At 73.6% G+C, this 13,120-nt stretch carries 13 protein-coding genes; 4 read left to right on the top strand and 9 right to left on the bottom strand.

Going from position 1 to position 13,120, the window contains the following annotated elements:
• Positions 1–2 precede the first annotated feature (2 nt).
• Entirely contained in the window at positions 3–1,310 is a 1,308-nt protein-coding gene (locus tag ACI3EY_RS12640) for a DUF58 domain-containing protein (protein WP_405038263.1), read from the top strand.
• 9 nt (positions 1,311–1,319) lie between these two features.
• Here the strand turns inward: ACI3EY_RS12640 and ACI3EY_RS12635 are convergent, their stop codons facing one another.
• Entirely contained in the window at positions 1,320–2,315 is a 996-nt protein-coding gene (locus ACI3EY_RS12635; RefSeq protein ID WP_405038264.1) for a stage II sporulation protein M, read from the bottom strand.
• A 103-nt stretch (positions 2,316–2,418) separates the two neighbouring features.
• Between ACI3EY_RS12635 and ACI3EY_RS12630 the strand changes: the two genes are divergently transcribed.
• Positions 2,419–3,225: an RDD family protein gene (locus ACI3EY_RS12630; protein WP_405040600.1), complete on the top strand. Its 807-nt coding sequence runs from the start codon at positions 2,419–2,421 to the stop codon at positions 3,223–3,225.
• A 40-nt stretch (positions 3,226–3,265) separates the two neighbouring features.
• On the opposite strand, the gene ACI3EY_RS12625 is transcribed toward ACI3EY_RS12630, so the two are convergent.
• Together ACI3EY_RS12625 and ACI3EY_RS12620 are read right to left on the bottom strand one after the other, a co-directional pair.
• Entirely contained in the window at positions 3,266–4,408 is a 1,143-nt protein-coding gene (locus ACI3EY_RS12625) for an adenosine deaminase (RefSeq protein WP_405040599.1), read from the bottom strand.
• Entirely contained in the window at positions 4,401–4,751 is a 351-nt protein-coding gene (locus ACI3EY_RS12620; protein ID WP_405038267.1) for a cupin domain-containing protein, read from the bottom strand. Before ACI3EY_RS12620 ends, ACI3EY_RS12625 begins: the two co-directional genes overlap by 8 nt.
• Positions 4,752–4,774: 23 nt before the next feature.
• On the opposite strand from ACI3EY_RS12620, the gene deoC reads away from it, so the two are divergent.
• A complete protein-coding gene (gene deoC, locus ACI3EY_RS12615; RefSeq protein ID WP_405038268.1) occupies positions 4,775–5,548 on the top strand; it encodes a deoxyribose-phosphate aldolase in 774 nt (257 codons plus the stop codon).
• A gap of 90 nt (positions 5,549–5,638) precedes the next feature.
• Here the strand turns inward: deoC and ACI3EY_RS12610 are convergent, their stop codons facing one another.
• Positions 5,639–6,931 carry a thymidine phosphorylase gene (locus tag ACI3EY_RS12610; RefSeq protein ID WP_405040598.1) on the bottom strand — a complete coding sequence of 431 codons (1,293 nt, stop codon included), beginning with the start codon at positions 6,929–6,931 and terminating at the stop codon, positions 5,639–5,641.
• On the bottom strand, positions 6,924–7,601 hold the full coding sequence (locus tag ACI3EY_RS12605; protein WP_405040597.1) for a hypothetical protein: 678 nt from the start codon (positions 7,599–7,601) through the stop codon (positions 6,924–6,926). Before ACI3EY_RS12605 ends, ACI3EY_RS12610 begins: the two co-directional genes overlap by 8 nt.
• A 63-nt stretch (positions 7,602–7,664) precedes the next feature.
• Between ACI3EY_RS12605 and ACI3EY_RS12600 the strand changes: the two genes are divergently transcribed.
• Positions 7,665–8,357, top strand: coding sequence for a hypothetical protein (locus tag ACI3EY_RS12600; RefSeq protein ID WP_405038271.1), 693 nt, complete (start codon positions 7,665–7,667; stop codon positions 8,355–8,357).
• Between the two features lie 5 nt (positions 8,358–8,362).
• Here ACI3EY_RS12600 and ACI3EY_RS12595 read toward each other — a convergent pair whose 3' ends face one another.
• Genes ACI3EY_RS12595 through ACI3EY_RS12580 form a run of 4 tightly spaced genes read right to left on the bottom strand, consistent with a single transcriptional unit; the run spans position 8,363 to position 13,069 of the window.
• The gene (locus tag ACI3EY_RS12595) at positions 8,363–8,764 is read right to left on the bottom strand and encodes a cytidine deaminase (RefSeq protein WP_405040596.1); all 402 of its coding nucleotides are present in this window, start codon (positions 8,762–8,764) and stop codon (positions 8,363–8,365) included.
• Positions 8,765–8,772: 8 nt separating this feature from the next.
• Entirely contained in the window at positions 8,773–10,080 is a 1,308-nt protein-coding gene (locus ACI3EY_RS12590) for an ABC transporter permease (RefSeq protein ID WP_405038273.1), read from the bottom strand.
• Complete coding sequence (locus ACI3EY_RS12585; protein WP_405040595.1) at positions 10,077–11,408, bottom strand: ABC transporter permease; 1,332 nt, start codon at positions 11,406–11,408, stop codon at positions 10,077–10,079. The genes ACI3EY_RS12590 and ACI3EY_RS12585 overlap by 4 nt, the downstream gene beginning before the upstream one ends.
• Positions 11,405–13,069: an ABC transporter ATP-binding protein gene (locus tag ACI3EY_RS12580; protein ID WP_405038275.1), complete on the bottom strand. Its 1,665-nt coding sequence runs from the start codon at positions 13,067–13,069 to the stop codon at positions 11,405–11,407. Before ACI3EY_RS12580 ends, ACI3EY_RS12585 begins: the two co-directional genes overlap by 4 nt.
• Positions 13,070–13,120 lie beyond the last annotated feature (51 nt).

Raw genomic sequence — 13,120 nt, 5'->3', positions numbered from 1 at the left:
CGATGATCGTCCGCGGACCCGTCGTAGGCCTGGTCCTGCTGGGCCTGGTCCCGGTCCTGCTGTGGCCGGGCCGGGCCGGGCCGGTGGCGCTCGCCTGGCTGCTCGGCACCGCCCTGCTGGTGGTGCTGGACACGCTGCTGGCCACCTCCCCCGCCGCCCTGCGCCTCGAGCGTGGACCGGTGCCCCAGGTACGGCTGCAGGAGGTGACCAGCAGCACGTTGACCCTCACCAACCCCGGCTCCCGTCGGCTGCGGGGGGTGCTGCGCGACGCGTGGGTGCCCTCGGCGGGGGCGGACGGGGCCCGGCATACCCTCGACGTGCCCGGCGGCGAGCGGCGAGCGGTCACCACCGTCCTGCGCCCGACCCGGCGAGGAGACAGGCCGGCGGTCGGCGTCACCGTCCGCAGCCACGGTCCGCTCGGCCTCGGCGGACGGCAGCGCACCGTCACGGTGCCCGGGTCGGTGCGCTCGCTGCCGCCCTTCCGGTCCCGACGCCACCTGCCGAGCAGGCTCGCCCGGCTGCGACAGCTGGACGGCCGGTCGGCCGTGCGGACCCGTGGCCAGGGCACCGAGTTCGACTCGCTGCGCGACTACGTCGAAGGGGACGACGTGCGCTCCATCGACTGGCGCGCCACCGCCCGGCGCCAGCACGTGGTGGTCCGGACCTGGCAGCCGGAGCGGGACCGTCGGGTGATCCTGGTGCTGGACACGGCCAGGCTGAGCGCCGGACGGGTCGGGGACGAGCCCCGGCTGGACGCGGCGATGGACGCCGCGCTCCTGCTGGCGGCCTTGGCCTCCCGGGCCGGTGACCGGGTGGACCTGCTGGCCGGTGACCGCACCGTCCGCGCCCGGGTCGGCTCCCGTGGCGGTGCTGCCCGCTCCGGGCTGCTGCACGAGATGGTGAGCGCCCTGTCCACCCTGGAGCCGGTGCTGCTGGAGACGGACTGGCCGATGCTCGCCGGTGCGGTGAACGGGCTGACCCGGCGCCGGGCCCTGGTCGTGCTGCTCACCCCGCTGGAGCCGGCCGCGGTCGAGGAGAGCCTGCTCCCGGTGCTGCCGACGCTGACCGCGCACCACCGGGTCGTGGTGGCCTCGGTCGCCGACCCCGAGCTGGACCGGATGCGCACCGACACCTCCGGGATCGAGCAGGTCTACGACGCCGCCGCCGCGGAACGCACCGGCACGCTGCGGCACCGCACCTCGCTGGCCCTGGGCCAGCTGGGGGTGAGCGTGCTGGACGAGACCCCCGAGCGGCTGCCGGTCGCGCTGGCCGACCACTACCTGGCGCTCAAGGCCCAGGGCCTGCTCTGAGTCTGTCGCTCAGCCGGAGGTGGGCGCGGTGGCGGCCTGCAGGTCGCCGCCCACGTCACCGGTGACGCCCCGCCGCGCGGCCCGACGACCGAGGGTGAAGACATACACGAAGAACAACCCAAGGGCCGCCACGCCGATCCCCACCCGGGCCCAGGTGGGCAACGGGGAGGGAGTGACGAAGCCCTCGATCAGCCCGGAGAGCAGCAGCACCACCACCAGCCCCATCGCGACCCCCGCAGCGGTCCGTCCCTCGGCCGCCAGGTTGGCCAGCCGGGTCCGCGGGCCGGGCGCGACCCAGGCCCAGAACAGCCGGAGGCCGACCCCGGCCGCCACGAAGATCGCCATCAGCTCCAGCAGCCCGTGCGGGGTCAGCAGCCCCCAGAAGACGTCCGCCCGGCCGTGCCGGTGCATCAGCGAGCCGATCACCGCGACGTTGGCGATGTTCTGCCAGAGCACCCAGATCACCGGGAACCCCAGCACCCCCATCCCGAGGCAACGGGCCGCGACCCAGGCGTTGTTGACCCAGACCAGGGTGGAGAAGCTGCTGGCCGCGTTCTCGCTGTAGTAGGACTCGAACCGGACGTTGACCAGCTCGGTGACCTCCTCGGTGGACAGCAGCGACTGCTCCACCACCGGGTTCTGCACCAACCACCAGCCCAGCACCAGGCCCACCACCACGTTCGCCAGCGCGGTGATCCCCCACCACCAGCGCAGCCGGTAGAGCGCGGCCGGGAAGTCCTCGGCGAAGAACCGTCCGACGCCGGACCAGCTCACCGTGCGGACCCGCGCCGCCCGTGCCCGGGCCCTGGCCACCAGCGTCGAGAGGTGGCTGACCACCGCTGCGTCGGGGGCGCTGGAGCGGACCACCGACAGGTCGGTCGCCGCCCGCTGGTAGCCGTCCAGCAGCTCGTCGGCCTCCGCCCCGGACAGCCGTCGGCGCCGGGCGAGGGCGTCGAGCCGGGCCCACGCCCCCCGGCGCCGTCCCACCAGTGCGTCGAGGTCCACCCCGTCACTCTAGGCGGTATGCCCGTGGCCACGGCGCGCAGGACCGGCAGCACCCCGGACCTCCCCGCGGCACCCCGGACCTGCTGACGGCTACAGTCCCACCATGGCGACCCGGGGCATCTTCGAGACCGAGCGCTTCGTGACCAGCGAGGCCGTCGAGGTCGAGCTGCCGGCCGCGCAGGTGCCGATCCGGATGGTCTCCGGGCTGATCGACCTGGTGCTGGTGCTGGGCGGGGTGCTGCTGCTGGTCTACCTGCTCCCTTACGACCTGTTCGGGCTGGATGCCGCGCTCACCCAGGCCTTCACCGTGCTGGTGCTGGCGATGGTGATGGCGGGCCTGCCGATCACCCTCGAGACCCTGACCCGCGGTCGCACCGTCGGCAAGATGGTGATGGGCCTGCGCACCGTCCGCGACGACACCGGGCCGATCGGGCTGCGGCACGCGGTGATCCGGGCCCTCGCCGGGACCCTGGAGCTGTGGATGACCTTCGGCGGGCTCGCCCTGCTGGTGGCGATGACCAACGAACGGGCCAAACGCCTCGGCGACCTGCTGGCCGGGACCTACGTCGTCCGGGACCGGGTGCGGCTGCGGCTGGCCGAGCCGCCGCAGGCCAGCCCCGCGCTGGAGGGCTGGGCGGAGACGGCCGACATCGGGGTGCTGCCGGACGCGCTGGTCGTCGCGACCCGGCAGTTCCTGGCGCGCGCCACCAGCCTCACCCCCGCCGCGCGGGTCCGCACCGGCACCGAGCTGCACACCGCCCTGCTGGCCCACGTGGCTCCCGCACCACCGGCCGGGGCGCACCCGGAAGAGGTGATGGCGACGGTGCTGGCGCAGCGTCGCCGGCGGGACGAGCAGCGGCTGGACCGCGCCGACGCGCTGCGGGCCCGGGTGCTGCCCGAGGCCCGCTGAGGACGCGCACCGACGGGTCGACCCGGCCGCCGTCGCAGGCTCAGCCGTCGTAGGCGGGCTTGAGCACCCGCTCGATGACGTCCAGGCGCTCGTCGAAGGGCAGGAAGGCCGACTTCATCGCGTTGACGCTGCAGCGGCGCAGGTCCGCCTGCTCCCACCCGGCCCGCTCCACCAGCAGCTGCGCCTCCCGGGTCATCGAGGTGGCGCTCATCAGCCGGTTGTCGGTGTTGAGGGTGATCCGGAAGCGCAACGAGCCCAGCAGCCGGATCGCGTGCTCCTCGATGGAGGGGGCCGCACCGGTCTGCACGTTGCTGCTCGGGCACAGCTCGAGCGGGATACGCCGGTCGCGGACGTAGGCCGCCAGCTCCCCCAGCTCGAACGCCCCCGGCTCCTGCGCCGCGCGCCGGATCGCGGTCGGCAGGTCCTCGGTGACCGGTCGGCCCTCGAGCCGGATGTCGTCGATGATCCGGATGCCGTGCCCCAGCCGCTCGGCACCGCACCACTGGATGGCCTCCCAGATGCTGGCCAGCCCGAAGGCCTCCCCGGCGTGCACGGTGAAGTGCGCGTTCGCCTGCCGCAGCAGCTCGAAGGCGGCCAGGTGGCGGGTCGGCGGGAAACCGTCCTCGGCGCCGGCGATGTCGAAGCCGCACACGCTGTCCCGGTGCCGCACCGCCAGCTCGGCGATCTCGGTGCTGCGGGCGGCGTGCCGCATCGCGGTCAGCATGGCCAGGGCCCGGATCGGCCCGGCGGGCGCCGGCGCCTGGCCGGAGGCGACCAGCTCCTCACCCTCGCGCAGGCCCGCGTCGACCGCCTCGACCACCTCGTCCAGGGTGAGGCCGCCCTGCAGGTGCTGCTCGGGGGCATACCGGATCTCGGCGTGCACCACGCCGTCGGCGGCGAGGTCGAGCACGCACTCGCGGGCCACCCGGGTCAACGCGGGAGCCACCTGCATCACCCCGACCGTGTGCTCGAAGGTCTCCAGGTAGCGCACCAGGGAGCCGCTGTCGGCGGACTCCGAGAACCACCGGGAGAGGGACTCGACGTCGTCCGCGGGCAGCGCGGCATACCCCTGCTCCCGGGCCAGCTCCAGCACGGTGGCTGGGCGCAGGCCCCCGTCCAGGTGGTCGTGCAGCAGCACCTTGGGCAGGGCGCGGATCCGGTCCTCGGTCAGCCTCTCAGTCATCGCGGTGCGCCCGCTCCGGGGTGAACGCCGGCGCGCAGACGGCGAGGTACTCCGCCCCGCCCGGTCCGGCCGCGTAGCGGACCCACTCCCCCGCCCGGGCCAGCACGCACTCCCCCGCGCCCAGCGACAGCCGGCCACCCTCGTGCTCGACCACCAGCTCCCCGGCCAGCACGTAGGTGATCTCGTCGAACTCGGGGCGCTGCCCCGGCTCGTCCCAGCCGGCCGGGGCGGTCATCCGGGCGACCGAGACCCCGTCCTGACCGGTGCTGGCCACCCCCGCCAGCTCCTGGATCAGCTTGTCCCCGGTCCCGGGCACCCGGACCGGCTGCAACATCGTCAGCATGCGGTGATCCTATTCTGGTGGGTATGACGCACACCATCGCCCCCGGCACCACCCTCACCGTCCAGGACGTCGCCGACCTCATCGACCACGCCCTGCTCAAGCCCGAGCTCACCCCGGCCGAGGTGGAGTCCGCCTGCGCCGAGCTGGCCCGGGAGGAGATCTGGTCGGTCTGCGTCCGGCCCGGTGACGTGCGGCTGGCGCTGGCCGCCGTCGACGGCCACCGGACCCGGGTCTGCACCGTGATCGGTTTCCCGCACGGCACCACCTCCACCGCGGCCAAGGTCGCCGAGGCGCGGCAGGCGCTGGCCGACGGCGCGACCGAGCTCGACATGGTGCTCAACATCGGTCGGCTGCGCGGCGGCGACCTCGAGGCGGTGAAGCAGGACATCGCGGCCGTGGTGGACGTCGGTCACGCGGCCGGCGTCCTGGTGAAGGTGATCCTCGAGACCGCCCTGCTGGACGACGCCCAGAAGGAGGCGGGCTGCCGGGCCGGCGAGGAGGCCGGTGTCGACTTCGTGAAGACCTCCACCGGCTTCGCCGGTGGGGGCGCCACCCTGCCCGACGTCCGGCTGATGCGGGCCGCGGTCTCCGGCACCGTGCAGGTGAAGGCCTCCGGCGGGGTCCGCGACATCGACACCCTGCTGGCGATGGTGGCCGAGGGCGTGACCCGGATCGGGACGTCCTCGACCGCGGCGCTGCTGGCCGGTGCCCGGGAGCGGGACGAGGCGGGGACCCTGGTGGTGCCGGAGGCCGGCGCCACCGGGTCCGAGCCGAGCTCGAGCGACGCGGCCTACTGACCGACCGCGGTCACCCTGCGGGGACCTCCATCACCCTGTAGGGCGATGGAGGTCCCGACAGGGTGACCGCACTCCGCAGGGGGACGCGGCTCAGGAGACCCGGTCGATGACGATCTCGGGCCGGGTATGCCCTGCGTCGCCGGACCCGTCCACGTCCCAGCAGCCCTCGAGCGCCGCGCCGGCCCGCTCGAAACGTCCCGGCTCGTCGGTGTGCAGCGTCATCAGCGGCTGCCCGGCGCGCACCCGGTCCCCGGGCTTGGCGTGCAGCTCCACCCCGGCGGCGGCCTGCACCGGGTCCTCCTTGCGGGCCCGTCCGGCGCCGAGGCGCCAGGCGGCGACGCCGACCGCGAGCGCGTCCAGCCGGGTGAGGACGCCGTCGGTGTCGGCGGTGACCTGCTGGGTCTCCCGGGCCGTCGGCATCGGGGCGTCCGGGTCGCCTCCCTGAGCCTGGATCATCCGCCGCCACACGTCCATCGCGCGTCCGTCCCGCAGCGCCTCGGCGGGGTCCACGTCGGTGACGCCCGCGCCCTCGATCATCTCCCGGGCCAGCGCCACCGTGAGGTCGACCACGTCCTGCGGGCCGCCGCCGGCCAGCACCTCCACCGACTCGCGCACCTCCAGGCCGTTGCCGGCGGTGAGACCGAGCGGGGTGGACATGTCGGTGAGCAGCGCGACCGTGTGCACCCCGGCGTCCTGGCCCAGGGCGACCATGGTCTCGGCGAGCTCGCGGGCGTCCTCCTGCGTCTTCATGAACGCCCCGGAGCCGACCTTGACGTCCAGCACCAGCACGCCGGTGCCCTCGGCGATCTTCTTGCTCATGATCGAGGAGGCGATCAGCGGGATGGCCTCCACCGTCCCGGTGACGTCGCGCAGGGCGTACAGCCGCTTGTCCGCGGGCGCGAGCCCGGAGCCGGCGGCGCAGATCACGGCACCCACCTCCTCCAGCTGCTGCAGCATCGCCTCGTTGCTGAGCGAGGCCTGCCAGCCCGGGATCGCCTCCAGCTTGTCGAGGGTGCCGCCGGTGTGCCCCAGGCCCCTCCCGGACAGCTGCGGGACGGCCACCCCGCAGGCGGCGACCAGCGGCGCCAGCGGCAGCGTGATCTTGTCCCCGACCCCACCGGTGGAGTGCTTGTCGGCGGTCGGCCGGGACAGCCCCGAGAAGTCCATGCGCTCGCCCGAGGCGATCATCGCCGCGGTCCAGTCGCCGATCTCCCGGCGGTCCATGCCGTTGAGCAGGATCGCCATCGCCAGCGCCGACATCTGCTCGTCGGCGACCGCCTCCCGGGTGTAGGCGTCGATCACCCAGGCGATCTCGGCACTGCTCAGCTCGCCGCGGTCACGCTTGGTCCGGATGATGTCGACGGTGTCGAAGGGCTCACTCATGGCGCCCAGTCTGACCCATCGAGGTGCAGGTCCGCACCACCCGGGCGAGCCGGGGGCCTAGCGCCTGCTCGGCCCGGGCGGCGGCGACCTCACCCTGCAGCCGGCGCAGCCCGGACTCGAACTCCTGGCGCCCGCTGCCCGGCAGCCCCTGCGCCCCGGACAGCATGGTCACCATCCGTGCCGCCAGGTCACCGGTCTCCTCCAGCAGGCGGCCGACGTCGGCGCCCGAGCCGGCCCGTCCGGCCGCGTCCAGCTCACGCCCCAGCCGGGCCAGGTGCAGCTGAGCCAGCGAGACGACAGGGTCGCCCGGGCCGACGGCGCCGGTCCCGGTCCGGGACGTGGAGGCAGGGGGCGCGCCGGCGGCCGCGCCCGGGTAGGCGGGGACGTCGATGCGCGGCAGCGGGGGCGGCTGCGGCCCGGGCTGCACGTCACCCTGCGGCGGCGGTGGCTGCGGTCCGTCCAGCGGACCCGTCCGGCCTGCCGCCGGCCCCACCCGGGAGCCCGGGGCGGCCTCCTGCCCGCGTCCGCCTGTCCGCCGGCGCTGCCCGACGATGGCGACGGTGATCATCGCGATGACCACCAGCGGCAGGAAGGAGCTCGTCCCGTCCCCGAGCACGTTGAGGACGAAGATGCCGATCAGCACCCAGCCCCACCACGGCACGCCCTTCATCGGCCCGGCCCTGTGGTCCGTGCCGACCCGGTGGCGAGCCGTCGGTGTGACATCCTGTGCCCCGTGCTCATCGCTGACATCATGTCCCTCGTCGCTCCTCCGGTGACCGATCTGCTGCGTCGTGCCAGGACCGGGGCGTCCACGCCCCAGCCGATGCACCCCACCATCATCGCGGTCCGGCACGGGCGCGTCGTGGCCACCGTCTCCACGCCCCGCATCCAGGTCACCCTGGACGCGGCCACCGCGATGGCCGTCGGGCTCGACCCGGCCGCCCTGGTGGTGGCCGCGGAGGCCCTGCTCGACGAGGAGCGACCCGCGCTGACGTATGCCGTGATGACCCGCGAGCGCCAGGCCCGGTGGGTGCTGCAGGAGGTCACCGAGGCGCAGGACGAGGTGCGCTTCTCGGTGCCGGTGGACGGTGGCCAGCCGACCGGCCAGGGCGCCGGGACGCTGCGGCTGCTGGCCGAAGCGATGGGGCAGCGTCCGATGGACGTGCGCCGGGTGGCCCGCAACGACCGCGCCGGCACCTTCGGCGAGGACACCTTCCTGCCGCCGGAGCAGGGTCGTGTGGTGGTCGACGCCGGCACCGTGAAGACCCTGCAGGAGCGCATCACCCCGGTGGGTGGCCGTGCGCTCTACATCGCCCGCAGCGCCGAGGCGGGCCGGCTGGCGCTGCAGGCCGGCCTGCCCCGCACCAGCCTGCTCGCGCAGGAGCCGGCGGGCCCCCCGCCGGAGCAGGACACCGCCGGCGACTGACGGCCTCAGGTCCGGTAGAGGTCCTGCGGGCCGAAGGCCTGCGGCAGCACCTCGCGCATCGTCAGCACGCCCTCGGGGGTCTGCAGGAGGCACTCGGGCCCGCCATGCTCCCAGAGCAGCTGCCGGCAGCGCCCGCAGGGCATGATGGTCGCCCCGCGGCCGTCCACGCACCAGACCGCGCGCAGCCGCCCACCGCCGCCGGCGACCAGGTCGGAGACCATGCCGCACTCCGCGCACAGGGTGACCCCGTAGCCGGCGTTCTCGACGTTGCAGCCGGCGACCACCCGGCCGTCGTCGACCAGCCCCGCCACCCCGACCGGGTAGCCGGAGTAGGGCGCGTACGCCCGCTCGGTCATCCGTACCGCGGCCTCGCGCAGCGGCTCCCAGTCGACCTCGTGCCGGTCCATGGCTCTCCTCAGCTCTTGGTGTAGGGCACGCCCTCGGCGGCCGGCGGGCGTACCCGACCGACGAAGCCGGCGACGGCGAAGATGGTGATGACGTAGGGCAGCATCAGCAGCAGCTCCGAGGGCACGTCGCTGCCGATCGAGGACAGCACGTTGCCGAGGTTCTTGGAGAAGCCGAAGAGCAGGGCCGCCAGCACCGCGCCCCAGGGGTTCCAGCGGCCCAGGATCATCGCGGCCAGGGCGATGTAGCCCTGCCCGGCGGACATCTCCCGGCCGAAGGCCAGGCCGGTGCCGACGGTGAAGAAGGCACCGCCCAGGCCGGCGACCGCGCCACCGAGGATGGTGTTCCACACGCGCCGGGTGTTGACCTTGATCCCGACCGTGTCCGCGGCCTTCGGGTGCTCCCCGACGGCCCGGGTGCGCAGGCCCCACCGGCTGCGGAAGAGCATCACGTGCAGGACGACGACCAGCGCGTACATCAGGTAGACGAGGACCGTCTGGTTGAACAGCACGGGGCCGACGACCGGGATCTCGGAGAGCAGCGGGATCCGGATCCGCGGCAGCGGCATCCGGGTGTTCCACAGCGCCTTGTTGTCCGACAGCAGGGTCGAGAAGAGGAAGCCCGTCAGCCCGATGATCAGCGTGTTCAGCACCACGCCCACGATGATCTGGTTGACCCGGTATGCCACCGCGAACCACGCCAGCACGGCACCGACGAGACCGCCGGCGATCGGTGCGGCGACCAGCCCCACGTAGCCGGAGCCTGCCGCGGAGGCCACCACCGCCGCCGCGAAGGCACCGATCAGCAGCTGGCCCTCGATCGCGATGTTGATGATGCCCGAGCGCTCGCAGATCACCCCGGACATCGCGCCGAAGACCAGCGGCACCGACAGCGCCAGCGCCCCGGCGAGCAGCGAGACGATCGGGATGACGGTGCTGCGCCCGGCCCCGACGTAGGTGAGGAAGGACAGCACGAACGCGATGCCCACCACCACGTGCAGCACGGCCGGCAGCTGGCGGTGCGCCCGGTAGCGGACCACGGCGAACGCCAGCGCACCCAGCATCACGGCCAGCATCACCAGCAGCGTGATCCGGGCGGGCGCCGCGATGTCCGGGATCCGCACCAGGTCCGAGCCGGTGCCGAACTGGAAGGTGGTGCTCACGTCCGCCGGGGTCTCCAGCACCCAGGCCAGCAGCGTGACCAGGGCGGCGAGGGCATACACGACGGGGGCCTTGAGGCTCACCTTGGGACGGGTGCGGGTCACCGCGACGTCGTCGGAGGGGGTCGCCGGCGGCGTGTGCTCGGTCGTGGTGCTCATGCGTTCACCTCCGTGGTCGCGGCGCGGGCGGGCCGGCGCCGGGGCCGGTCCGGGTCGGGCAGCCGGAAGATGGCCCGGACCAGCGGCGGTGCCGCGATGAGCAGCACGATGAGCGACTGCACCACCAGCACGATGTCGATCGGGGTGGCGGTCAGCGACTGCATCAGGAACCCGCCCGCCTTCAGCGCGCCGAAGAGCAGCCCCGCGAAGAACGTGCCCCAGGGTCGGGACCGTCCCAGCAGCGCCACGGTGATGGCGTCGAACCCGAAGGTGGCGGCGACCCCGGCGGTCAGCGACCCCTCGGTCCCGAGCACCTGGCCGGTGGCGGCCAGACCGGAGAGCGCCCCCGCGATCACCATGGTGATGAAGGTGACCAGCCCCACCGACATCCCCGCCGTCCGGGCGGCCGCCGGGTTGGCGCCGACGGCGCGGATCTGGAAGCCGACCGTGGACCGCTCCATCAGCCACCACACCAGGAGCGTCGCGAGGATGGCGACCACGAAGCCCCAGTGGAGCCGGAAGCCGTTCTCCGGCCACAGCCACTGCGGCACCAGCAGCGGGTAGGTGGCCTGCTCGGCCACCGCGGGGCTCCGCTGCCCGGTGCGTCCGGGGTTGAAGCTCGGCTGCTTCAGCACGTAGCTGATCAGGTAGACGGCGATGTAGTTGAGCATGATCGTGACGATCACCTCGTTGGCGCCGAAGCGGGCCTTCAGCGCGCCGGGGATGCCTCCCCAGACGGCCCCGCCGATGACGCCGCCGAGGATCGCCACCAGCAGGTGGACGACCGGGGGGAGGTCGAAGGCGAAGCCCAGCCAGGCGGCGGCGATGGCGCCGACGATGATCTGCCCCTGGGCACCGATGTTGAACAGCCCGGCGCGGAAGCCGATGGCGATGCCCAGGCCGGCCAGGATCAGCGGGGTCGCGAAGACCATGGACTCGGTCAGCGGCTTGACCATCCCCGCCAGGCTGGCGGCCTGCCAGTCGAACACCGACCCGCGGAACAGCGCGATGTAGGCATCGGTCATCGCCGTCCACCCGGCGCTCAGGGTGGCCCCGGGCTGGGCGAAGAAGTAGGTCGCCGCCTCCCGGGTGTCCTGGTCGGCGAAGGCGATGAGCAGTCCGCCGATCAGCAGGGCCACCACCACCGCCAGCACCGACATCAGGGCGCTGCCGGACAGGATCTGGTGGAGCACCGTGGGACGCTCCTGCTCGCGCAGGGAGGGACCGCTGACGGTCCCGGTCTCCCCCGGGTTCGGTCCGGTGGCCGGCCCGGCCTCGTCGGCCTGCTCGTCGCGCTGGCCGGGTCCGGGTCGCGTCTCGTCGCTCACGACTGCTCCTCGGGGGTCGTCGTCGGTGCGGGGTCGGGGTGCGCGTCCTGCCGCCCGCCCGGTATGCCGTCGGCCCGGTCGGTGCTCTCCAGGTCGGCACTGCCCAGCACCGAGCGGTGCGCGGCGGCCTGGGCCTGGGCGTCCTCCAGGGGGATGCCGGCCATCATCAGGCCCAGCACGTCCCGGCTGACCGGGGTGCCGTCCTCACCGACCGCGTCGACGATGCCGACGACCCGGCCGCGGTACATCACGGCGATCCGGTCGGCGAGGCCGAGCACCTCGTCCAGCTCGGTGGAGACGATGATCACCGGGGTGCCCTTGTCCCGCTCGGCGATCACCCGCTGGTGGACGAACTCGATGGAGCCGACGTCCAGGCCCCGGGTGGGCTGCGAGGCGACCAGCAGCCGCAGCGGGCGGGACATCTCGCGGGCCAGCACGACCTTCTGGGCGTTGCCGCCGGACAACGTCGAGATCGGGTCCTGCACGGAGGTCAGTCGGACGTCGAACTCGCGGGTGCGCTCCTCCGCGTGCGTACCGATGCGGCGGGGGCTCATCGAGATGCCCCGGGCGAAGGGGGCGGTGTCGTAGAGGTCGAGCACCAGGTTCTCGGCGATGCTGAAGCTGGGGACCACCCCGTCGGTGGACCGGTCCTCGGGGACGAAGCCGATGCCGGACCGGAGCCGGGACTTCACGCTGGTGCCCAGGATCTCCTCCCCCTGCAGCCTGATCGAGCCGGCGTCCGCCTCCTCGATGCCCAGGATCACCTCGGCCAGCTCGGTCTGGCCGTTGCCCTGCACGCCCGCGACGCAGAGGATCTCCCCGGACCGCACGCTGAACGAGACGTCGTCGACCAGCACCGTCCCGGCGCGGGTGCTGACGGTGAGCCCGGCGACCTCGAAGGCGGCCTCCCCCGGGGTGGCGGCACCCTTGTCCACGGTGAGGCTGACCGAGCGGCCGACCATCAGCGAGGCCAGCTCGGTCTCGGTGGAGCCGGGGCTCGCCTCGCCGACGACCTTGCCCCGCCGGATGACGGTGATCCGGTCGGCGATCGCCCGCACCTCGCGCAGCTTGTGGGTGATGAACACGATGGAGGTCCCGGCGTCCTTGAGCTCGCGCATGATGCCGATGAGCTCGTCGGTCTCCTGCGGGGTAAGCACCGCGGTCGGCTCGTCCAGGATGAGCACCTTCGCGTCCCGGGACAGCGCCTTGATGATCTCCACCCGCTGCTGCACCCCGACCGGGAGGTCCTCGATCAGGGCGTCCGGGTCGACGTGGAAGCCGAACCGGTCGGAGAGCTCGACGACCCGGCGCCGGGCCTCGTCCAGGCGGAGCACGCCGGCCGGGCCGGCGGGCTCGTAGCCGAGGGCCACCGACTCGGCGACCGTGAACACGGGCACCAGCATGAAGTGCTGGTGCACCATCCCGATCCCGGCGTCCACGGCGTCCCCGGGCCCCTTGAACCGGGCCGGGGTGCCGTCCAGCAGGATCTGCCCGTCGTCCGGGTCGTAGAGACCGTAGAGGACGTTCATCAACGTCGACTTGCCCGCGCCGTTCTCACCGAGGAGGGCGTGGATCTCGCCGGGCTCGACGACCAGGTCGATGTGGTCGTTGGCCACCAGGGTGCCGAAGACCTTGGTGATGCCCTGCAGCTCGAGCTTCATCGGGGCTCCTGCGTCATGCGTACCTCACGGGAGATTCATCGGAGGGGGACC

Origin of the sequence: Serinicoccus shuyuelongi (genome assembly GCF_045032955.1) — a bacterium.
GTDB lineage: Bacteria > Actinomycetota > Actinomycetes > Actinomycetales > Dermatophilaceae > Ornithinicoccus.
Note: the sequence above shows the minus strand (reverse complement) of the source record. Positions and strands in the feature narration are given on the sequence as shown.

Bases quoted from the DNA above. Each gene is read 5' to 3' on its own strand.
- ACI3EY_RS12610 (WP_405040598.1), bottom strand. From the start codon at position 6,931: ATGAGTGAGCCCTTCGACACCGTCGACATCATCCGGACCAAGCGTGAC.
- ACI3EY_RS12625 (WP_405040599.1), bottom strand. From the start codon at position 4,408: ATGACTGAGAGGCTGACCGAGGACCGGATCCGCGCCCTGCCCAAGGTG.
- ACI3EY_RS12620 (WP_405038267.1), bottom strand. From the start codon at position 4,751: ATGCTGACGATGTTGCAGCCGGTCCGGGTGCCCGGGACCGGGGACAAG.
- deoC (WP_405038268.1), top strand. From the start codon at position 4,775: ATGACGCACACCATCGCCCCCGGCACCACCCTCACCGTCCAGGACGTC.
- ACI3EY_RS12630 (WP_405040600.1), top strand. From the start codon at position 2,419: ATGGCGACCCGGGGCATCTTCGAGACCGAGCGCTTCGTGACCAGCGAG.
- ACI3EY_RS12605 (WP_405040597.1), bottom strand. From the start codon at position 7,601: ATGAAGGGCGTGCCGTGGTGGGGCTGGGTGCTGATCGGCATCTTCGTC.
- ACI3EY_RS12640 (WP_405038263.1), top strand. From the start codon at position 3: ATGATCGTCCGCGGACCCGTCGTAGGCCTGGTCCTGCTGGGCCTGGTC.
- ACI3EY_RS12595 (WP_405040596.1), bottom strand. From the start codon at position 8,764: ATGGACCGGCACGAGGTCGACTGGGAGCCGCTGCGCGAGGCCGCGGTA.
- ACI3EY_RS12590 (WP_405038273.1), bottom strand. From the start codon at position 10,080: ATGAGCACCACGACCGAGCACACGCCGCCGGCGACCCCCTCCGACGAC.
- ACI3EY_RS12580 (WP_405038275.1), bottom strand. From the start codon at position 13,069: ATGAAGCTCGAGCTGCAGGGCATCACCAAGGTCTTCGGCACCCTGGTG.